Raw genomic sequence first — 20,674 nt, 5'->3', positions numbered from 1 at the left:
GACAACACCGCTCTGGGCTGGAGGCTGTCCGCGACTTAGGGTGAAAAGACGTTCCGTTTTGCACCCTCAGTGTTGACTGACACAACGTAAACGCGTTTTCCCAAGGCGAACACTGACGAACCATTGTGTCGCCGATCAGAACAATTGTGGCACCCGGAATCCGTCGGCTCATCGACATCAAGATACGTTCCAAATCGTGGAATTTCTGCCAGAGAAACTTACTCAGCCGTCGCTGGGATCGAACGCCAAGCAGTGTCTTTCGCGGCCAAAACCCCTGCCAATCAGAGGGGTTTGGTCCGATCATGACAAACTTGCCTTCGGATCAAATTTACCCCTCGCACTCGGCCACAAGCTTTGTTATGCAGCGCCTCAGTCCGGCACGCAGGTGCCCGGTTGCGGGTGTGGCGAAATTGGTAGACGCACCAGATTTAGGTTCTGGCGCCGCAAGGCGTGGGGGTTCAAGTCCCTCCACCCGCACCATCAAAAATCGAAACAACAATCCGATACGGCCGTCCTGAATTGCCTTCGTGCATGCAATCGCCGGGTGATCACCGGATCTGCAACACGCCGCAGCCCTAGCGCAGGGCAATCTCGGACAACCCAAGCTTGCCCAGCAGAATTTTAACAATACCAACCACGTCGTATTTGTCTTCGACGCGGGCCCGTGACGCCGCGCCCATCTCGGGGACAAGGCTTTCATCTTCGACAAACCGAAGCATCGCCTGCGCCAGATCATCCGGGGAACGTACCGGAGTGACAAATCCCGTGACGCCTTCGACAACCGGATCGGGGCATCCCGGCGCGTCAGAGGTTACGATGGCTCGCCCGGTAGCCATGGCTTCCAGCACCGTCCGGGACAATCCTTCGCGGTAGGAGGGCAGCACAAATACTGAGCAAGCAGCCAGATACGGGCTCACATCGTTTGTTTCACCAAGGTATTCCACGATGCCTTCCGACCGCCACATCTCAAGATCCTGCGGCTGAACCGAGGCGGGGTTCGCATCAAGGGGTCCCAGCAATTGACACCGGATTTCCGGATGGATGGCGCGCAGCTGTCTGGCGGCCTCGACATAGTCGAAAACGCCTTTGTCGCGAAGCAACCTTGCGACCATCAGAAATACAGGAGGTCCTTTCGGCGGAGGTGAGCTGGGAAAGTTTGAAAGGTTGACGCCGGATCCGTGAACAATGGTCACTTTGGTCTCAGGCCCAACCAAGCGTTTGGATCTGAACTCGGCCGCGTCATCCTGGTTGTAAACAAGAACCTCTGGCACGCGTTTCAGCGCATGTCGGTACAGACGCACGGCCCCGGCTTTCAGAACCCGCTTGTGCAGCTTGTGTTCCAGATCCACAAACACATAGCCCAACCCCGTACACATCGGCAGAAACTGTTTCACGCCCGCCATGCGCGCGGCCAAACCACCGTAGATGATCGGCTTCATTGTATAGGCAAACACAGTGTCCGGAGAATACGAGCGCATCGCCCGCACCAATCCAAGCAATGTCTGCACATCTTTTGCGGGGCTTGTGCCCGTTCGATCCATCGGAACGCGCAGAAACTCGACCCCAATCTCGGAAAGGCGGGCCTGAGTTTCTGGATCATCATCAGGCGCGCAGGCCAGAACGTCCGCACGCTTGGCCATTTCCTTCAAAAGATCAAAGCGGAAATTGACCAGTGAAGATGTCAGGCTGGCAATCACCATCACTTTGGGCAGCCTTCCGCTGCGGCACTGGCTCTGACCGTTGGACGGATCCATCAGATCCGAAACCGCGACCCCGGACTGCTGGGATATCGCAGATGATTGACTTATTTTCCGTGTCAAATCCGGCATTCCTGTCGCCCCATCAACCCGCAACCGGTTCTGTTCTCCGGGCAAGATTGGCCGCGTCCGCCATCGTCAAAGATGGCCAGTCATACTCGGATTTCAGTACTTCATATTCGCTCAGAATACGACTGAGCATTAAGATGTTGTCTTCGGTGTTCACACCAAAATTGTGGGGGTGAAACCAAAGATGGAACAGTTGCCCACCCTTGGCCGCGCTGCGCATTTCGCGCCGGATTGCGCTGGTTTGCAGCCGCGCGGCACTGGGAAATCTGTTTGAATAGGGTCTTAAAAACCGGCTGGCCGGAACGTTGCACAAACCAGCCTCGCGCTTTGCATCGACCGAGGTTGTGTGCGGTCTGGGGACATAGCTGTTGGCCAACCTTGATGCGCGGCGCATCAAACCTTCGTCGCGTCGCGCGCTTGGTGTATCAAAGCCAAACGGGCCCGGACCGCGAAACACATCGATGCCTCGGTCACGACAGACGTCCAGCGCCTTGTCACAAACCTGGTTTCTGGGAAACACGATGCTTCTTGGGCGGCTCTGCACCCGGGCCGAGGCTGCAATCGACGCATCTAGATCGGCCTTGAACGCAGCCTGATCCAGCGGCTCTTCCAGACAGAAGTAATGCGAAAATGTGTGCGTGCCAATTTCCTGACCCGGGCAACCAACGACCTGCCGGACCAGCGACAGGCCAAAATGATAGGGGTCCTTTTTTTCGTTTTCGCCCAGCTGTTCGAGAAAGGAATATGTTGTGTTTCTCTTGTCGCGAAATTTCGGCTTGCGCTCGGGCAGGGCGGCCAAAAGCTCATCCCGGTCGTCAAAAAACAGGAACCCGACGGTTGCCCAGGTGGCCTTGATCCCGACGCTGGAAAACAAGTCCAACAGTTGCGGGACAACGTTTCGAACGCCAAGGACGTTGGCGCCGTAGCTTTCCACTGTTTGCGAAGGATAGACGCCCCACATCAACTCAAAGTCGAGTGAAAGAACAAAACCCCCGTTGGATTGTGACCCCGATAACACCAGCTTTTTACCCGTTTAACTTTTACTAAAATACAAAATCGTTCTGATAACCGTCGGTTGTTAGACGCGACACAAGAACGCCTAACACGATTAATTGCTAACACGGCCCGGAAAAACTTGCTATACATTCCGAAAATGAATTTTAACCATTGCAATAGTTAAGAATGTCCAATTCACACAGCGACAGCACAAACATCCCCGATACGATTATCATTGGCGCGGGCCCGTCGGGCCTGAGCGCGGCGTTGGAACTTCAGGCAGCCGGGCAATCATCGATCATTCTCGAACAAGGCACCGAGGTTGGCGGCCTGATGCGGTCCCCGCGCTGGGGGGACTTCATTCTCGATTTGGGGCGCAAAGAGCTATACGCCCGCTTTCCCGAGATTGATGATCTTTGGAGCCAAATGCTTGGCGATGACTACAGGGATTACCCCCACCGCGTTGGCAGCCTGTACCAGGGCAGGATCGTTGAGATGTCTGGCGGGTATCGGGGCGCAACGCGCGGCATGCCTGTAACATGGCTGGCAACGGGCGGGGCTGCGATGCTGAAGGGTTGGATCAAGGGAATGGTCAAACAACCCGAGACATATCAGGACTTTTGGTATTCCCGCGTTGGCAGCAAATTCGCAAAATTGCTGGCCCAAGGGTATTGGGAAAAGTTCCGCGGTGCCCGATGGGCTGACATGCCGCCACCCGAGGCGGATCCGACCGGGAACGGCACCAAATCCGGGCGTTTGGCCTCTGTCAAACAGGCTTTTACGATGGCGCGACGTGGGGGCGTTTCAAAACAGCTTGCCTGGCGACACCCGTATTTCGGCACTGGTCAACTTTTTGAAAAGCTTGCAGCCACCTATGACGACAAAGGCGGCCAGATACAGTTCGGAGCCACGGTCACCGATCTGAAACCGATCAATGGCGAGCAGGTGCTTGTCCGTTGGATCCAAGATGAGGTCGAGCACGAAGCGACCGTTCGCAACGTTGTGTCCAGCATGACGATCGAAAACCTGTGGGGCATGCTGAAAAAGCATGCCGACAGTGACGTCCAGACCCCACAGCCCAAGCCCGAGGCGGATCGGTCAGTGCTACTGGTCTACCTGTTCCTGAAGGCACCTCACAGTTTTCCGCACGCGTGGCTCGAAGTGAACGATCCCAATCTGGATTGCGGGCGCATAACCAATTTTGGGGCCTTTGGTGGCGGGATGGTTCCCGAAGGGCAGGGCGTTTACTGCGTTGAGTATTTCTGTGCCGCGAACGCGCCCATCCTGCAGCTCAGCGAGGAAGATCAGGTCAAAAAAGCGATCTCGGAACTCGAAGGCGCAGGCCTTGTGAAATCCAGCGACATGCTGGGCTCAAAAGTGATTCATTTCCCGCGTACCAATGCGGCTGCCAGTTGGCGTGAACAACAGACGAACTACCGAACCGCCGTGTTTCAGGAAGTTAAGAAGTTTTCTTCAATCTACCATGTGAACCGTCCCGGAGCCGATTGGGCCAGCCTGACCGGCATACAAGCCGCCCGCGCGATTTCCTCGCAAGATCGCAACGGCTTTGATCTGATCGCCGACCCAACCATTCGGCAAAAGGACAACATACCGACCGAGGCCACATCTTCGCGTGTTTAGGGTGTTCTGGCTGCAATCTGTCTGAATTTGTTGCAGCAACGGCTTTGTTTTTGCCAGATCCAAGCAAACAAAATTAACATAATCATAGTTATAAGTCTTTCAGGCCACCTCAAGATTACCCAACAGAATTGACGTCATGTCCGCCTCGATCACCCCATCAATGGCGACCACATCCACACCTGTTTCATAGTCGACATTGGACGCGGTAATGCCGGAAAGATCCGCGTCGGCATCCAGGAAAACCCATTTCGCGTCATGTGCTGACGGTTGCCCAACAGCCACTTGCAGAATCGCCAGCGCATCCAGCGCGTTGATCGTACCGTCCTGTGTAATATCAGCAGCGATCAGGTTTTCCGGCGCGGCGGGCCCGAATGTCGGTTCAAGCCCGACCGCAATCCGCAACACCTGAAGCGCGTCCAGCGCTGTGATTTCGGCGCTGGCGGTCGAATACCCTTTGGTGATGTCCAACTCGCCAGCGTAGGTCCCTGCTGGCAGGCCCAAGTCGAACCTGCCATCCTCATCCGCTGTGGTGCTGATTGTGCTGTTGCCGTCGGGTGTGAATTGCAGTTCGGCATCTCCAAGCCCCGGATTGGGCCCCTCGGAATCAATCGAAACGCTGCCCTGAATACCGTCGGAACTCGGCGGATCGGTCACTCCAAAATCGCTGAAATCGACGGGGATGTGGTCCGGCCCGCCAAAACCAGCACCAAAGATTTCATTGCTTGTCAAAGGACCGCCCGACGCTGATGTGAGTTGCACAACCTCGTCGCGATAGGTGATCTCGGCCCCGTCAGCGGTTGAGGTGACGGTCAGCTGCGCGGGGGATCGCAGCAACAGATAATCAAACAGGTCCAACCGATCCACACCCGCCTGAAAGTCGGTGATCGTTGTCGGGCCGCTGCCCGATTGCATGACAAAGATGTCGGCCCCTGCCCCGCCGGTCATGGTGGTCGCCCCTGCCCCGGCGATCAGAATGTCATCACCCGCGCCGCCCGACAGGGTCGTGTTCAGTACGCCACCGCTCAGCATATCATCCAGCGCAGTGCCGGTTACGGTACCAAAACCTTCGCTCACCACACCCAGATCATCGACGGACACCGTAAAAAGGTTCACGCCCGCGTCGATCTGGCTGGTGACAAGAATCTGTAACTCATCCCCAACATGCGCAACGCTCAGGCTTTCGACGTTCTGCAACCCGCTGTCCAGAGTGTCGGCGAAACTGTCCAGATGCACCAATTGCCCGTTCGGCGTCATGGTGAACAATGTGATGCCGTCATCACCGCCGCCAGCAACCACAAACACCCGCCCGTCCACCTCGATCACCGACAGATCCTGTACCGAGGCGAACCGGGTATCCAGCGAATCCAGCACATGGTCGGTCGGGATCAGACTGCCATCGCTGTGCAGCTTCATGACGCTTAGTGAGTTGCTGCCCGACCCGGCAACAATCACCCAGGATTCGCCGAACGCTTCGATAACCTCGACCGCCGTTGGCGTCGCGATGCCCAACGTTGCCGTGGCCGCGCTGTTGTCGACCGCGCTCAGCGTTCCGGTCCCTACGACCGTGTATGTTGTGATGCTGTTGCTGGCGGCGTCGGTAGCGATCACGATCTGCTCTGCCCCAACCTGAATCGCCTGCATCGAATCGGCAGACCCCGTGATGAGACCGGCAAGGCTCAGCGTGCCGTCGCCATTGATGACATAGGTCCCGATCTGGCCGGTATCCTCATGCGCCATCGCCAAAAAGTCGGTCGCGCCGACGGATAATTGCACCAAAGCGGACAGATCCCCTCCGCCGCTCAGGGTTCCCGTTTCCTGCAGATCACCGATGGTGCCATCCGGGTTCAGATCATAACCCACAAGCCCCGTGGCGGTATCGATGTCCAGCGCCAATTGGTCGGTTCCTGCCAAGGAAACAGGCGTTCCCGAGCGTCCCACCTGAAACGTGATTGTGCCGCTGTAATACTCGGTGTCGACCAGCTGAGGGATGGACCCATCCACAAGGCGCCAGACCGCGATCCCCCCTGCCGGGCCCGTCACGGTGTAGAGATACGTGTCCCCGTTAAACGTTTTTAAAGCCGTATCGCCGATACCTGAATCGAGCGCCGTGCTCCCCGTTGCGACCAAAGTTTCGAATTGCAGCATCATTGCCATCACCCCACCGCCACCCCTGGCGTTGCGAACAGGATCAACTGATGCCCGGACCGAAACCAAAGCAGGAATGTGGTGAAAACGAGGAGTTCGGCTTCAGTTTAGTTCAATTTTTTCGGGTTCGATCGCCGCAGAAACCAAAGGGAAAGACAGATGAGCAAAAGCCTAAACGGGGCGCACTGTCCCCCTTCCGAAATCGCGGAAAACACATGTGAGGGTAAGATGACCAAAGCACCTGAGTCCCAATCTCATCCGGGCGCAGATCGCAAACAGCACATTCGTCAGTGGATCGACGGCAAGATGAAACGCTGGGCCGGGCGCGGTCTGGCGGGCGGTCTGGGTTCCACGCTGATGGCGCTGCCCGCCCTGTCTCAGGCCACGATTGAAGAGCTGTACGCCTTTCAGTTTGCCGAAACCATCCCCGGTGTTCAGTCGGCCAAGCTGTTGAAAAACGGCGATGTCCTGCTGAAAATGGCGGATGGCCGCAGCCTGATTGTTGCGGCTGAAAACGTTCAGATTCTGGACAGCGGCGCCATCATGATTGCCGAGGCAACGGTTGCCGAAATCGCTCAGTTCAGCATTGCCGAGGCTGGCGGTGCTGCCGCAGGCGGCATCAGTGGCGCAGGGGCGGCCTTGGGTGGTCTTGGCCTTGCCGGAGCCGCCGCAGCAGCGGGCGGCGGAGGCGGCGGCGGTGGCGACGACACCGAACCTGCGCCAACCGCCCCAACTCCTGCGCCGCCGCCTGCACCCAGCTACCCAAGTCTGAATCTTGCCGATTTGCAGGGTACGGCGCTCAATAGCGCCAGCACCGAAGTCACCGCGCCCGATGGGACCAGCACGGTCGAGGTGACAATCGGATCACTGGTGACAACAGCGACACCCAACGCCGATGGCAGTTGGAGCATTTCCCTGACCCCATCTGAGGTCAGCGGCCTGCCGCAGGGGGTCTCAGAGATCACAATCCGCAACCTGGATGGCACGGGTGAGGAATTGTCGACTGAGACCGTTACATTCGACATCGATACCGTGCCGCCCACCGTGTCGGTGGCCGGCTTCTCGGACGGCGCTGTCCTGAACAGCGCCGAGCAGGCAACGGATTTGACCATCACTGGTACAACCGATGCAGAAAACGGACAAACCGTCACGGTTTCCCTGAATGGGCAAACCTACACCGGCACGGTCTCTGGCGGCACGTGGAGCGTCACAGTTCCTGCGGTGGACCTCGCGTCGCTTCCAGATGGCGCGACGATTTCGGTAACAGCAGATGTATCGGATCAGGCCGGAAACCCCGCGCCCCAGGCCAGCAGCAGCTTTGATACTGATTTCAGCGCGCCAACTTTGACGCTGGATCCGGTCGCCGGGGGATCGATTGATCTGGTCGACACAACTGGTGATCTAACCCTGACGGGCGCCACCACAACCGAAGATGGCCAGACCGTTACCGTCACGCTGGACGGACAGACCTACACCGGCACAGCGACCGGCGGCAACTGGAGCGTGACGGTCCCTAACGCTGACCTGTCCAGCCTGACCACAGGCGTTCCCGCCGACATCAGCGTGACGGTTGACGATACAGCGGGCAACCCTTCTGTCCCCGTCACGGTCTCGGTACCGGTCGATCTGACAGGTCCATCAATCAATATCTCACCTCTTGCCGTCGGGTCCGTTCTGAACGCAGTTGAGGTCGGGTCGGATCTGACTATTTCCGGCACAACCGGGAATGTCGGCGACGGTCAGACGGTTACGGTCACATTGGACGGGCAAACCTATACCGGCACAGTCTCTGGCGACACCTGGAGCGTCACTGTCCCAACCGCAGATTTGACCGCACTGGCGGACGGGGGCGACTTCACGATCACGGCTGATGTTTCGGACGCAGACGGACTGGCCGCCCCGCAAGCGGATGTAAACCTGTCGAAGGATGTCACCGCGCCGACGCTGAGCATCGACAATTTCTCGGACGGGGCAGTCATGAGCGCTGCGGAACAAGCCACAGACCTGACCATCTTAGGGTCCACATCGGCTGAGGATGGGCAAGTCGTTTCGGTCACTCTGAACGATGTGACATATACCGGAACCGCCTCTGGCGGAGGGTGGAGCGTCACAGTTCCCGCAGCCGATCTGGCAATCCTGTCGGACGCTGCGACAATTTCCGTCATAGCTGACGTGTCCGATGTTGCGGGCAATCCGGCGGTTCAGGCCAGCAGCAGTTTCGACACGGATTTTACTGCGCCCACGATTGCGATATCCACCCTCTCTGACGGGGCCGTTATGAACGCCTCCGAACAGGGAACCGATCTGAGCGTATCGGGAACATCCGACGCACCTAGTGGAACTGTCATAACCGTAGAGATCGCCCGCCCCGACGGCACCGTGGACATAAGCGGCACCGCAACCGTGTCCGGGGGGAGCTGGACCTTCACTGCCCCTGCCTCCGATCTGAGTGGGCTGCAAGACGCTGTGACCTATGACGTCACTGCGTCGGTCGAGGACGCGGCTGGAAACGGCAACCAAGCAACCACAACCTTTGCCACCGATTTCTCGGCACCGTCCATCACGATGGATGCCCTGCCGGTTGGCGCAACGCTGGACGTGATCGAGCGCGACAGTGACCTAACCATCTCGGGCACCACAACGGCTGAGAACGGCCAGACCGTTTCGGTCACGCTGGGCGCCGAGACATACACTGCAACCGTGACCGGGGGCACCTGGACCACAACCGTCCCGGCCTCGGACCTGGCAGCCCTGTCGGATGCGGGGACTTTCCCAATTGCGGCAACGGTGTCGGACGATGCCGGGAATGCCTCAGCCCCGGCCACAACCTCCATCACCACGGATTTCCGACCGCTTTTGAACCTGAATTCACTTGGCACCAACGGCTCTATTTCGCTGGCCGACGCGCAAACATCCGGCCTTGTTGTCAGCGGCACGTCTGTTGGGCTTAGCGCGGGTCAATCGGTAGACGTCTTGCTCGGAAGCAGCTCTGTCGGAACGGCAACAGTCGCTGCCGACGGGACCTGGTCTCTGACGGTTCCGGCCGCTGAGTTTTCGGGCACCGAGGCCGGTGATGACCTGAGTTTCACCGCTCAGGCAACAGTCTCCGGCGGGCCTGATCCTGTGCCGGCAACCGGCGAGACAACGGCGCATGTTCCCGCGGCGTATGTCATCTCGGAAATCGGGCAGTCCGGAACAGTAGTGACCTTTGCGATTTACGCCGACAGTGATCGCGATATCTCAAGTGGTCTGGCGATGACTGCGGATCTTGAGTTTGACTCGTCCGTTGTCACATACGACACCGGATCGGATTCCGATAATGGTGAGTTCGATCTGTTCCTGGCCAGCCCGGGAACCGGCGACGTCATTCGATTTGGCGGTGCGGCAACCACGTTCACGGACCTGTCGCAACCGCTGGTCACCTTCACGATGACGGTGCAAGACCCGACCCAACCCATTGAACTGACGATCACCACCCCGGATGGAGGGCCGACGTTTTTTCAACTGGGAACAGACGGCGCTGATACCCTGACCGCCGCAGGCATCGACACAATCGTGCGCGGTGGCGACGGCGATGACATGATCGACCTCAGCGATGCGGGTCGCGATGTCGTCGTGTTCGAGGCTGATCCGGCAGAAAATGGCGTTGATACGATCACCGGGTTCTCGCTTGGCTCAGAGGCCGATGTCTCGGACGCTTTGATGTTCAATGGTCTGGATGTGCTGACGTTGCGCGGCAACGGCACAAATTTCGAAACCCTTGCGACAGGCGATGCTTTGGGCGCGGATACCGGGTTTGTCGGCCTGACAACAGTTCTGACAGATCTCACTGCTGGGTCCATCGAAGCCGCAGTCGAAAGCTTTTCGGGCGCGCTGGCGGGGGATGAGCTTTATGTGCTGGCAACCGACGGCACCGACAGCGCCTTGGTCAAAGTGGACTATTCGGCACCGGATACAGCCTCGGTCGAAACTGTTGCGATCTTTGACGGGCTGGACGATCTGAGCGGGCTGACTGCTGACAACATCCTGCACACAGACCCCACAGGGGCGACCGCATAGGTCGTCCTCGCGAGGCACAAATCTCGGCAAAAGGCTGGAAACCAAACAGAACGAGAGGGCAGTTATGGTGCAGAACGGCTTAACTCCGGTCACGCGTCTCAACCACGGGCATCGGTATTGGCGGCGATTCACATCCTTTGAATTTGCCCGGCATCTTCCTGAATGCCCGGTGGTTGAGCCGGAAATCCTTCAGGCCGCGGCCGCTTTTCCAATCGCGTTTCGCGTCGTCTCGGGTGAAGTCGAAGCCGTTGCCTTGCTGTCTGTGCACGCCAAGGGGTCAACGCCATTTGTGTCGGACGAAGGAACCTGGTTGGCGCAATATTTGCCGTCAGCACTCCGCTGCCCGCCGTTTCAAGTAGAACTGACAAACGCGCAGTCCGAACCCCAACCGGCGGGTTGGCTGATGGTCGATGAAACCCTTGGGCTTGTCACTGACGACCCGCGCGAAGAATGTTTTTTTGACGCGGACGGCAAGCTGACACCCGAGTTGGCAAAGGTGCAGCGTTTTCTTTGCCAACGCGCCGCCGCTAAGCAGAACACACTGACTTTGTGCCGGGTCATTCAGGGTATGAATCTGCTTAGCCCCCTGGATCAGCTTACCAGTGTCGAATGCCCGGATGGTTTGCTGGGCGTCAGCTTGCGGGCCGTGCACTCTCTGCCCCAAAGCCACAAATCGCTTCTGACCAATAGTGGTGCCTTGCGGCTGATCCATGCTCATCAGGTGTCGCTGTCTCACGTCGCCTGGCTGACGCAAGCGCAGCGTCAGATGGTAGATCGCGCGAGTGGGCGCGCCTCATCCGAGATATCCGGATTTTTGGACGCTGTTGTCGGTGCGCAAGCCAAAGAACACGCTTTTGGCCTTAATCAACCGGAAGGTGTCCAAGCACATGTTTAAATTTATTGTTCAAATCGCTGGCTGCATTCTCATCGCGCTCCAAATGTCCGGCTGCACGCAGCCCCCCGATTTGTCGGACGTTGAACTTTCGTTCTCCGGGGGCACCGCTGGTGCCGGGGCAACCAAACCCTCTGCCCCGCTGACGCAAAGCGCCTTCGGCCAAAGGATTCGAAACGCCGTCGAAACAAGCCCGACGCTGGCGCAAAGCGAAACACGGATGGAAGTTGCAGCCGCCAATCAGGATGCGGCAAGGGGGGCGTTTCTGCCTCAGGTTTCATTGGGTGTGAACGCGCGGTCCGAGCGGATCGACTCGGACATTGCGGATGTGTCGCCTTATCTGCGCGTATCGCAACTGGTATATGACGGTGGCGCAGCAAGGGGTGATCTGACCGCCGCCAAGGCTCGGGTTTACGAAAGCCATGGCGATCAGTTGCAGACGGCGGCAGCCACCGCGCTTGCCGCCATCGAAGCCTATGTGGTGGTGCTGGACCGGCGCGAAATTCGCGACGTCAATTCGCAGAATGTCACCGCGCACGAAGATCTTGTTCGCCAGATTTCTGAACGCGCGGCCAGTGGTGCCGGGTCTAACGCGGATGTGTTGACGGCCCGTTCGCGCATGGCAGATGCCCGCACCCGCCTTGCCGATGCGATCGCCCAAGTTGACCGGGCCGAGGCCCGGTTCCGCGAGGTGTTTGGAACCCCGGCCGGGCCGTTGCCGCAGCCCATTCGGGCACCTGATCTGAACCGGACCGATGCGCAGATCGTGATGAACAGCCCGCAGGTCCGCCGGGCAGACGCAAGCCTGTTGGCTGCCAAGGCGGAATGGACCGCCGCGCAGGCGCGTCGGCAGCCTGACATTCGGGTCGCGGCATTTGCCAATCAGGACACGGATCGCGACGCAAATTTCGGTGTGGATCTGTCCTTCAACTATGAACTCGACAGCACCGGCCAAAGGCGCGCCGCCATCACAGCCGCACAAGCTCGGGTCAAAGACGCAGAATTCGCGCGCGAAGCGCTGATCCGGGAAATCACGCGCGAGCTCGGGTTCATCCGCTCGGACCAGAAAGCAGGGGCCGAACGATTGCGCGCGGCCAGAATCGCGGTCGAGGCAAATGCCGAAAGCGTTCAGGCGGCAAGGGCGCAATTCACTATAGGCCGTCGCAGCCTGATTGAAATTCTGGATGCGCAAAGGGATTACGTGAACGCTCAGGAACGTCTGATCCTGGCTGAACAAAGCTTTTTCCTGACCAACTATGCCGCGCTTGGCCTGACAGGCGACATACTCGACCTGCTGGGGCTGTCCTTCAACACTTGGGGCACACCATGATGGGTCAAAGCGACATGCCATCGACCCAAGAGCAGGTTTCGGCAATTGAAGCTTGCATGCTGAACATCGCCGAAACGTTAGAGCGGCCCATCACTCTGGCCGCACTTCATTCGGCGCAATCCGGACAGAATGGCGATTTGAGCGTGCGAGACATTCTCAGCGTTGCCCAACGGGCCGGGCTGCAAGCGGGATACGGTGCCCAAAACCTCAAAGTCTTTGACGACACCCTTGTCCCCGCTATGCTGTTACTGGATGGGGGCAAGGCCGTCACCTACCACGGACGCGCGCCCGGTGGGGCCTTGCTTATCTTCGATCCCGAAATCGGTACAGGCCTGTGCGAAGTGGCCGAACAGGCTCTTGCAAAAGCCTATACCGGATACGCGATCCTGTTCCGGCGCGATCACAAGGCGGAGTTGAGCACAAACACCCCCGGCCGTGCCGGCCACTGGTTCTGGTCCGCTCTGGCGGCCAACCGGTGGTCTTATATTCAGGTCGCCCTTGCCGCAGCGCTGGCCAATCTGCTGGGCCTTTCGACTTCTATTTTTATCATGGTGGTCTATGACCGCGTTCTTCCCAACGAAGCAACCGAGTCCCTGATCGCGTTAACCATCGGCGTGGGCTTGGCCTTGCTGTTTGACTTCATTCTCAAGTTGTTGCGGGCGGGTTTCATTGATCGGGCAGGCCAGAATGCCGACTTGTTCATGGGGCGGCGCGTTTTTGATCACCTTCTCAACATCCAGATGAAATCGCGCACCGGTTCGACCGGCGCAATGACCAGCACGGTGCGCGAGTTTGAAACGTTGCGCGAGTTTTTCACCTCGGCCACGTTGGTCGCTGTGGTCGACCTGCCGTTCATCGGCCTGTTCGTCTTTGTCATTTATCTGGTGGGTGGCGATCTAGCGCTGATCCCCGCGCTTGCCGTCCCTGTTGTGTTGCTGACCGGGCTGGCCGTGCAACCGATCCTGTCTCGCATGGCCGAAAAGAGCCTTAAGGATGGACAATCAAAGCAATCCGTATTGGTCGAAGCCGTAACGGGTTTGGAAACCATCAAAACCACGGCCGCCGGACGGCAGATGCGCAATCGATGGGAACAGGCGATTGAACGGCAATCGGCGCATGGTGCAAAAAGTCGGGCGGTGACTCAGTTCGCTTTGAACCTGACAGGGTTCACGCAGCAGGCAGCTCAGGTTCTGATCGTGTTTTATGGTGTTTTCCTGATCACCGAAGGTCAGGCCAGCATGGGCGCCTTGGTTGCATCCGTCATGCTGACGGGCCGTGCATTGGCCCCTTTGGGCCAACTGGCCCAGACGCTGACACGGGTGAATCAAGCGCGCAGCGCCTATCGCAACCTTAACACATTGATGCAGGCCGACAGCGAGCGACCCGAAGGCCGTAGTTGGATTTCCCGAACCGGCGTCAAGGGTGCCATTTCCTTCAGCAATGTTCACTTTGCCTATCCCGATCAGAGTGAAGACATCCTGAACGGCGTATCTTTCACCGTGAACCAAGGTGAAAAGGTCGCCATTCTGGGGCAAATCGGCTCGGGCAAAAGCACAATCGCGCGGCTGATTTTGGGGCTCTACACGCCCCGAGTGGGCTCGGTCATGCTGGATGGTCTGGACATCCGCCAGATCGATCCCGGTGACCTGCGCTGCAATGTCGGTTCGGTTTTGCAGGATGTGTGGCTGTTCTCAGGCTCCATTCGGGACAACATTGTCAGCGGAGCGATCCGGCCCAGCGACGCGGACCTGATCGAGGCTGGGCGTGTTGCCGGGGTAGAGGATTTCGTCGCGCGCCACCCCGGAGGATATGATCAACAACTGGCAGAACGGGGCGAGGGTTTGTCGGGCGGGCAACGACAGGCCATTGCGCTGGCGCGCGCGCTGATCGGCAAACCGCCCGTTTTGCTGCTGGACGAACCAACCAGCGCGATGGATGTAAAGACCGAGGCGCAGGTAATCCAGCGTCTGAAAGAGGCAACCAAGGACACGACTATGATCATTGTCACCCACCGGACCAGTTTGCTGGAACTGGTCGACAGGGTGATTGTGATTGAGGGCGGCAAGATCGGCGCGGACGGACCCAAAAGCCTGCTGGCGCAGCACGCGCGTCGGGTGGGGAGGCATCTGAATGTCGCAGCATCCTGACCTGGCCCAACTCGCGCGTGAAATGCGCGGGCGCTCGCCGTTGCGCGGATCTTTGTTGCTGATCGTGATCCTGGCCTGCCTGCTTGCGGCGGGGACATGGGCCTATCTGACAGAGCTCGACGACGTCACGCGGGTGGACGGGCGCATTGTGCCTTCAGGCGACCTGCAAATGATCGAAGCGACCGAGCCCGGAGTGCTGCAGGCGCTTCACGTGCGCGAAGGTGAGGTTGTCGAAACAGGCACGTTGCTTATGGAACTCGACACCACGCAGATCGAAAGCCAGCTGAGTCAGGAACAGCAGCGTGCCTATGGTCTCATGGCGCGCGTGCAACGTTTGCAGGCTGAAATCGAAGGAACAGATCTTCGTTTTGACGCAAAGCTGATCACTGGTGCACCAAATGTCGTGAAGTCGGAAACCGCCTTGTATCAGGGTCGCCAAGCCGAACTAAGCGCGGAAGTCGCGATCCTCGAACGTCAAAGACAACAGAAACATCAGGAATACGAAGAAGGGCTGGTAGATCAGGTAACCGCCGACGCAACGCTGAAAGTGTTGGCCGAAGAGCGGGCAATCATGGCCCCTTTGGTCGAACAACGGATGGAGCCTGCCACCACCCTGCTGACCTTGCGCCGCAGCGAGGCGGAATGGCAGGGTCGCAAGGTTCGGGCCGAGGCGGCGACAAGCCGGTTGAAAACAGGGCTGGACGAAATCGACGACCGTATCAAAGCCACGCGCAGCCGGTTTCGAACCGCGGCCCTGACTGATCTGGCGCTGGCCACAGCCGAGCTTGCGGCGCTGGAGCCTGCCCTTCCCGCCCTGCGCGACCGGGCATCGCGGGCGCAGGTACGCTCACCCGTTCGGGGGATCGTAAACCGTATCCATCGCACCACGATTGGCGGTCTGGCCAGAAGCGGCGAGGATCTGATCGAGATTGTTCCGCTGGATGACTCGTTACTGGTCGAAGCCTATGTTCGACCCGAGGACATTGCCTTTCTGCACGCAGGCCAGCCGGTAAAAGTGAAGATCACGGCCTATGATTTTGCGCGTTATGGCGGCCTGGATGGGGAAATTCTTCGCATAGGCGCAGATACAATCACCCGGTCCGAGCGCAACGACGAAGAGGTATTTGTTGTTGAGATCAGAACCAGCAGCACCATGCTGGACGCGCAGGGTATTGCGGTCGAGATCATCCCCGGCATGATCGCCGAAGTGGACATCCTGTCCGGCAAGAAATCTGTTCTGGACTACATTCTGCAGCCCGTTGTGAAGATCAAAGATCAGGCGCTGCGAGAGTAACCCGGGTTTCGTTAAGAACGATGGTCGATTGCGCCATTCCCCTTCGGGGAAATGGAAGTTATTTCCAGGTTACGTCACCCACAAAAATATATCCCGCGCCGTAGATAGTTTTGATCAATCGCGGGTTCTTGGGGTCCTCTCCCAGCTTGGTCCGCAGCCGAGAGATACGAACATCCATCGCGCGGTCAAAACTGTCACCGGCCCCACCGCCCAGTGACTCCTGCATCTGGGCGCGGCTGATCAAACGTTTGGGGCTTTCCAGAAACAGGCGCAGAACCTCGCCCTCGGCATGGCTGAACGGTGTCTCGACGCCTGAGCCATCCTCAAGAACATAACGATCGAAATACGCCGTCCATCCGTTGAACGTCGCGACGTCGGAATTCGGCGCCTGCCCGCGCGGAGACCGCAGCCGGGCGCGGATGCGCGCCACAACTTCGGTCGGGTCGAATGGCTTGGTGATGTAGTCATCTGCCCCAAGTTCCAGCCCCGTGACCCGGTCCTGTACCTGAGCCCGGCCCGAAATGATGATCACCGCCGCCCCTTGTTCAAGCGCCAGCCTGTGGACCAGTGCCAACCCGTCCGTATCCGGCAGAGACAAGTCCACCAGACAGACATCCGGTGTGACGCGTTTCAACGCAGCCTCGAACTCGCGCGCGCGGGAAAAACTTTGGGTGCGGAATCCGGCCTCTTCCAGCGCATCTGTCAGGATGCGACGGATTTCGGGCTCATCATCCAGAATGGTCACCAACGGCTGGGTCATCAAGCGGCCTCGGTTCGGATCAGCGCGGACAATTGCGCCTGCGAGAAGGGTTTACTCAGCACGGGCGCTTTGGCAAGGGCCTGCCGATGCAGCGGGTCGGAATAAGGCAAAGAAGTCATGAGGATACAGGGCAATTCCGTTGGAAGCTGCGCCAGCATGTCCAAACCCGTAGCGGGCCCTTCAAGCCGGATGTCGGACAGCACCATGACAATCCCTTCCACATTTGCAGTCAACGCAAGCGCCTCATCGGCCGAGGTCGCCTCGATCACCGAATGGCCAAGATCGATCAGCATATCCCGGAACTGTCCGCGCAGGTCATCGCTGTCTTCGACCAAAAGCACCAGACCATCCTGTTCAGGGGGGGCAGGCCGGTAGGGCAGCCGCAGCACGACCGATGCGCCAGAGGGCGTATTGCGCAGGTTCAGATCACCGCCTGCCAGCTTAACCGTGTCGTAAACCATCGGCAGACCAAGGCCCGAGCCATCGCTGCCTTTGGTGGTGAAGAACGGGTTCAGCGCTTTGTCCAGCGCTTCTGACGAAAAGCCGGGACCTGTGTCTGACACCGTGATCTCGACCCAGATATTGCCGACCGTGTGGGCGCTGATCGTGACCTGACCAGACGTGCCGCAAGCATCCCGCGCGTTCAGCACAAGGTTCAGCAACGCGTCCTGCAACATACCCGGATCCAGCATAAGGGCCTGATCCGGCAAGGTATTGACAACCGACAGGCCAACACCGCGCGGCAAAGACGGGGTGGCGACAATCCGCAAATCCTCGAGCAGACGGCGCATATCGGTGGCTTTGGGCTGCGGCGTGCGATTGCCCGTCATATCGGCGATCCGGTTCAGCAACTGACCACCCCGCCGCGCCGTTTTCTGGGTTGCGGCGACCAGAGCGCGGGCGTCCTCGGGCAGGTCCATCTTGGTTAGCTGGGACTGCATCCCAAGGATGATCGTCAGCAGGTTGGAAAAGTCATGCGCCAGCCCGTTGGTCATCTGCGCGGCCATCTCGCGGCGGCGGGTTTGTTGCAGGGCAACGCGGGCTTGCGTTTCTTCGGTTATATCCACCGACATGACGTAAACACCCCCTGCCCCGTCCGGCGTGAACGAGACTCGGATACGGCGGGAATCCTGATCTTCGGTGAATTCAAAAACAGACGTATTGCCGTCATAGGCCCTTTGCAAATGGCTTTCGACGCGGCCAAAGGCGCTGGCCCCCAACGCCTGCGAGATATGCAGGCCCAGAATATCCGACGGACGACCGGGCATGACCGAACTCAGACGCCGGTTCGAATAATCGTACCGCCCTTCGGTGTTCAGATGGGCGATATGGGCGGGCATCATTTCGGTCGTCATCCGCGTGCGGGCTTCAATCTCGGTCAGCTCGCGCTTGGCCTCTTCCAGCGCTGTGATCGTCGCCGCCAACTGGCGGTTGGTGGCCGACAGTTCCTCGGCATGGGTCAGCAATTGGCCGGACAATTCCTCGGACCGGGCGCGCAGCAGGTTTTCGGCGCGTTTTGCTCCGGTAATGTCCGTGTAAACGGCAACCCAACCACCTTGCGGCAATGGCGCACCTTCAATCGAGATCACCTGACCATTTGGACGCACGCGCTCCATATAGTGCGGTTCGAAGGCCAGAGCCTGATTGACCCGCACCTTGACCATTTCCTCGACGCTGTCCTCGTCGCCGTATTCCCCTCGGCTGGCCAGACAATAGATCGTGTCGCGGAACAATGCGCCCGGTTGCACCAGCTCGTCGGGAAGGTCGAACATCTCTTGAAACCGGCGGTTGCTGAGGACCAGCCGCAATTGGCTGTCATAGATCGACAGGGCCTGACCAATCAGGTTCAGCCCGGCGGTTGTCATCGCCTTGATGCGTTGTTCCGAAATGTCCAAAATCACCCTCCCCCGCAGGTTATCCGTAGCACCAGACAGCCCGCAGGTGTAGGGGGCTGATTTACCCGTGCAGGGGTTTGTTATTGGCGGCTCTGTAGGCTTCGACATATCCACGCGCGACAGCCCGGACGGCGCGGCCAATCTGGGAATAGGCCTCGTCCGGAAGGTTGGCAAAGGACACGCGCGCCGACCAGCCCGGGGCGTCGAACCCGCTGCCGTTCAGCAGGACGATGCCGTGATCTTCAGCCAGTTTGAACGCGATATCCAGCGGGTGGACGTTCTGCTTGATCCAGTCCACGACCTCTTCGCCGACATATTTTCGCAGCCAGAATTCGAAGTCGATGATCCCATAATAGGCGTCATAGTTCTCGCCTGCATCGACATCGATGCCCAAAGCCTCGGTCAGCATTTTGAAGCGGCGATGGACCAGTTCCATGCAGGCGGCCTGATAGTCCTTTTTGGTATCCACCAGCTCGACCAGCGAAAACAGGGTCATCATCACCTGCTGCGGCAGGGACAGTCCCGCCGTATGGTTCAGTGCCACATCCCGGCTGTCCGCAACCAGACGGTCGATGAACCGAATGTCGCGCGGCGTCAGGCTGAGCGTGCCATAGCGTTTGTCCAAACTCTCTTTGATCTCATCGGGGTGTTCGGCCAGTTTCAAGTCAAAGATATTGTCCTGCGCAACCGCGATCACGCCCAGACGCCAGCCGGTGCAGCCAAAATATTTCGAGTAGGAATACACTCCAATCGTATTGCGCGGCACGAATCCCATGACCGAGGTGAAATCGTGCACGAAGGTGCCGTAAACATCATCGGTCAGCATGATCAGATCGGGTCGGTCATTTTCGACCAGATCCGCCAGTTTTTGCAGCGAGGCCTTGTTCAATGCAACCGATGACGGATTGCCCGGATTGACCAGAAAGAAGGCTTTGACCTTCGGGTCCTTCAGCTTTTCCACCGCTGCATCGGTCAGTTGAAAACCGTCCTCTTCATCGGTTTCGACATGCACGGATTCGAGGCTGTAATCCTCAAGCTCGGGCATCTCCAGATATGGCGTGAAGATCGGTGTGCACAGGGCGATGGTGTCCCCGGGGTTGAGCAACCGATTTGCCTTGAGCGTTTTGAAAATGTAGCACATGGCCGCCGTGCCGCCTTCAACCGCAAACAGATCGAATTTCGCATCCGGTTGATGGCCGGAACACATGGCCCACATCAGGTATTCATGCGCGATGATCGCGTTGTGTTTCAGGATGCGATCCGGCACCGGGTAGTTGTCGCCGATGATCGAATCCGTCAGTTCATGCACAAACGCGTCCGCGTTAAAGTCGAAGGCGAAGATCGCGTGTTTGATCACCTCAAGCAGCGTATCGACGCCCGGCGTTTCGGCGTGGGTCTCGGCCCATTTCAACAGACGCTCATGGCATCCGTTCTGCGCGGGCATCCCGCCCAGACCCGCTGGGTGGTTCATGACGCGTTTGGCTTCGGTCACAGCGAACTGACCCAGTGCAAAAAACGCCTCGCGCGGGCGGGTGGCGATCCAGTTGGGGTTGCCACGGCCTGCGTTCAGAAAGGCCGAGTTCGACTTGTGCGCCTCGTCCGAGGCGAGTTTGATCAGCTCATCCTTGATCTGAAAGGGGCTGAGCGCTTCGTAGTCATGCAGTTTCAATCTGTCCATGAATCCAACCT

The 20,674-nt window shown here is 58.6% G+C and carries 12 protein-coding genes and 1 tRNA gene; 7 read left to right on the top strand and 6 right to left on the bottom strand.

What is annotated here, in order from left to right:
* Positions 1-395: 395 nt before the first annotated feature.
* Positions 396-480, top strand: a tRNA-Leu gene (locus ACR0C9_RS12845).
* Between the two features lie 95 nt (positions 481-575).
* Here ACR0C9_RS12845 and ACR0C9_RS12840 read toward each other — a convergent pair.
* Positions 576-1,754: a glycosyltransferase family 4 protein gene (locus tag ACR0C9_RS12840; RefSeq protein WP_480584574.1), complete on the bottom strand. Its 1,179-nt coding sequence runs from the start codon at positions 1,752-1,754 to the stop codon at positions 576-578.
* Positions 1,755-1,842: 88 nt separating this feature from the next.
* Entirely contained in the window at positions 1,843-2,760 is a 918-nt protein-coding gene (locus ACR0C9_RS12835) for a polysaccharide deacetylase family protein (RefSeq protein ID WP_480781170.1), read from the bottom strand.
* A 248-nt stretch (positions 2,761-3,008) separates the two neighbouring features.
* On the opposite strand from ACR0C9_RS12835, the gene ACR0C9_RS12830 reads away from it, so the two are divergent.
* The gene (locus ACR0C9_RS12830; protein ID WP_480626726.1) at positions 3,009-4,463 is read left to right on the top strand and encodes an FAD-dependent oxidoreductase; all 1,455 of its coding nucleotides are present in this window, start codon (positions 3,009-3,011) and stop codon (positions 4,461-4,463) included.
* Between the two features lie 99 nt (positions 4,464-4,562).
* Here the strand turns inward: ACR0C9_RS12830 and ACR0C9_RS12825 are convergent, their stop codons facing one another.
* Positions 4,563-6,617, bottom strand: coding sequence for a dockerin type I domain-containing protein (locus ACR0C9_RS12825; protein ID WP_480781169.1), 2,055 nt, complete (start codon positions 6,615-6,617; stop codon positions 4,563-4,565).
* Between the two features lie 219 nt (positions 6,618-6,836).
* On the opposite strand from ACR0C9_RS12825, the gene ACR0C9_RS12820 reads away from it, so the two are divergent.
* From ACR0C9_RS12820 to ACR0C9_RS12800, 5 genes are all read left to right on the top strand, one after another.
* Positions 6,837-10,667, top strand: coding sequence for a beta strand repeat-containing protein (locus ACR0C9_RS12820; RefSeq protein WP_480781168.1), 3,831 nt, complete (start codon positions 6,837-6,839; stop codon positions 10,665-10,667).
* A 64-nt stretch (positions 10,668-10,731) separates the two neighbouring features.
* Positions 10,732-11,562: a SapC family protein gene (locus ACR0C9_RS12815; protein WP_480781167.1), complete on the top strand. Its 831-nt coding sequence runs from the start codon at positions 10,732-10,734 to the stop codon at positions 11,560-11,562.
* Complete coding sequence (locus ACR0C9_RS12810) at positions 11,555-12,889, top strand: TolC family protein (RefSeq protein ID WP_480781166.1); 1,335 nt, start codon at positions 11,555-11,557, stop codon at positions 12,887-12,889. The genes ACR0C9_RS12815 and ACR0C9_RS12810 overlap by 8 nt, the downstream gene beginning before the upstream one ends.
* Positions 12,886-15,036, top strand: a complete 2,151-nt coding sequence (locus ACR0C9_RS12805) for a type I secretion system permease/ATPase (protein WP_480781165.1) — start codon at positions 12,886-12,888, stop codon at positions 15,034-15,036. Before ACR0C9_RS12810 ends, ACR0C9_RS12805 begins: the two co-directional genes overlap by 4 nt.
* Positions 15,020-16,330 (top strand): HlyD family type I secretion periplasmic adaptor subunit, encoded by a 1,311-nt coding sequence (locus ACR0C9_RS12800; RefSeq protein WP_170453740.1) that lies wholly within the window; start codon positions 15,020-15,022, stop codon positions 16,328-16,330. Before ACR0C9_RS12805 ends, ACR0C9_RS12800 begins: the two co-directional genes overlap by 17 nt.
* 58 nt (positions 16,331-16,388) lie before the next feature.
* Here the strand turns inward: ACR0C9_RS12800 and ACR0C9_RS12795 are convergent, their stop codons facing one another.
* The 3 genes from ACR0C9_RS12795 to ACR0C9_RS12785 all read right to left on the bottom strand — a co-directional run bounded on the left by ACR0C9_RS12795 (position 16,389) and on the right by ACR0C9_RS12785 (position 20,663).
* The gene (locus tag ACR0C9_RS12795; RefSeq protein ID WP_170453739.1) at positions 16,389-17,090 is read right to left on the bottom strand and encodes a response regulator transcription factor; all 702 of its coding nucleotides are present in this window, start codon (positions 17,088-17,090) and stop codon (positions 16,389-16,391) included.
* Positions 17,090-18,985, bottom strand: a complete 1,896-nt coding sequence (locus tag ACR0C9_RS12790) for a PAS-domain containing protein (RefSeq protein ID WP_170453738.1) — start codon at positions 18,983-18,985, stop codon at positions 17,090-17,092. The genes ACR0C9_RS12795 and ACR0C9_RS12790 overlap by 1 nt, the downstream gene beginning before the upstream one ends.
* Before the next feature lie 61 nt (positions 18,986-19,046).
* Positions 19,047-20,663 carry a bifunctional aspartate transaminase/aspartate 4-decarboxylase gene (locus tag ACR0C9_RS12785; RefSeq protein ID WP_170622124.1) on the bottom strand — a complete coding sequence of 539 codons (1,617 nt, stop codon included), beginning with the start codon at positions 20,661-20,663 and terminating at the stop codon, positions 19,047-19,049.
* Positions 20,664-20,674: the final 11 nt, after the last annotated feature.

Source organism: Ruegeria sp. C12 (assembly GCF_056537745.1).
Note: the sequence above shows the minus strand (reverse complement) of the source record. Positions and strands in the feature narration are given on the sequence as shown.

Coding starts and splice junctions, on each gene's coding strand:
- ACR0C9_RS12800 (WP_170453740.1), top strand. CDS start 15,020: ATGTCGCAGCATCCTGACCTGGCCCAACTCGCGCGTGAAATGCGCGGG.
- ACR0C9_RS12820 (WP_480781168.1), top strand. CDS start 6,837: ATGACCAAAGCACCTGAGTCCCAATCTCATCCGGGCGCAGATCGCAAA.
- ACR0C9_RS12795 (WP_170453739.1), bottom strand. CDS start 17,090: ATGACCCAGCCGTTGGTGACCATTCTGGATGATGAGCCCGAAATCCGT.
- ACR0C9_RS12810 (WP_480781166.1), top strand. CDS start 11,555: ATGTTTAAATTTATTGTTCAAATCGCTGGCTGCATTCTCATCGCGCTC.
- ACR0C9_RS12785 (WP_170622124.1), bottom strand. CDS start 20,663: ATGGACAGATTGAAACTGCATGACTACGAAGCGCTCAGCCCCTTTCAG.
- ACR0C9_RS12815 (WP_480781167.1), top strand. CDS start 10,732: ATGGTGCAGAACGGCTTAACTCCGGTCACGCGTCTCAACCACGGGCAT.
- ACR0C9_RS12805 (WP_480781165.1), top strand. CDS start 12,886: ATGATGGGTCAAAGCGACATGCCATCGACCCAAGAGCAGGTTTCGGCA.
- ACR0C9_RS12830 (WP_480626726.1), top strand. CDS start 3,009: ATGTCCAATTCACACAGCGACAGCACAAACATCCCCGATACGATTATC.
- ACR0C9_RS12840 (WP_480584574.1), bottom strand. CDS start 1,754: ATGGATCCGTCCAACGGTCAGAGCCAGTGCCGCAGCGGAAGGCTGCCC.
- ACR0C9_RS12825 (WP_480781169.1), bottom strand. CDS start 6,617: ATGGCAATGATGCTGCAATTCGAAACTTTGGTCGCAACGGGGAGCACG.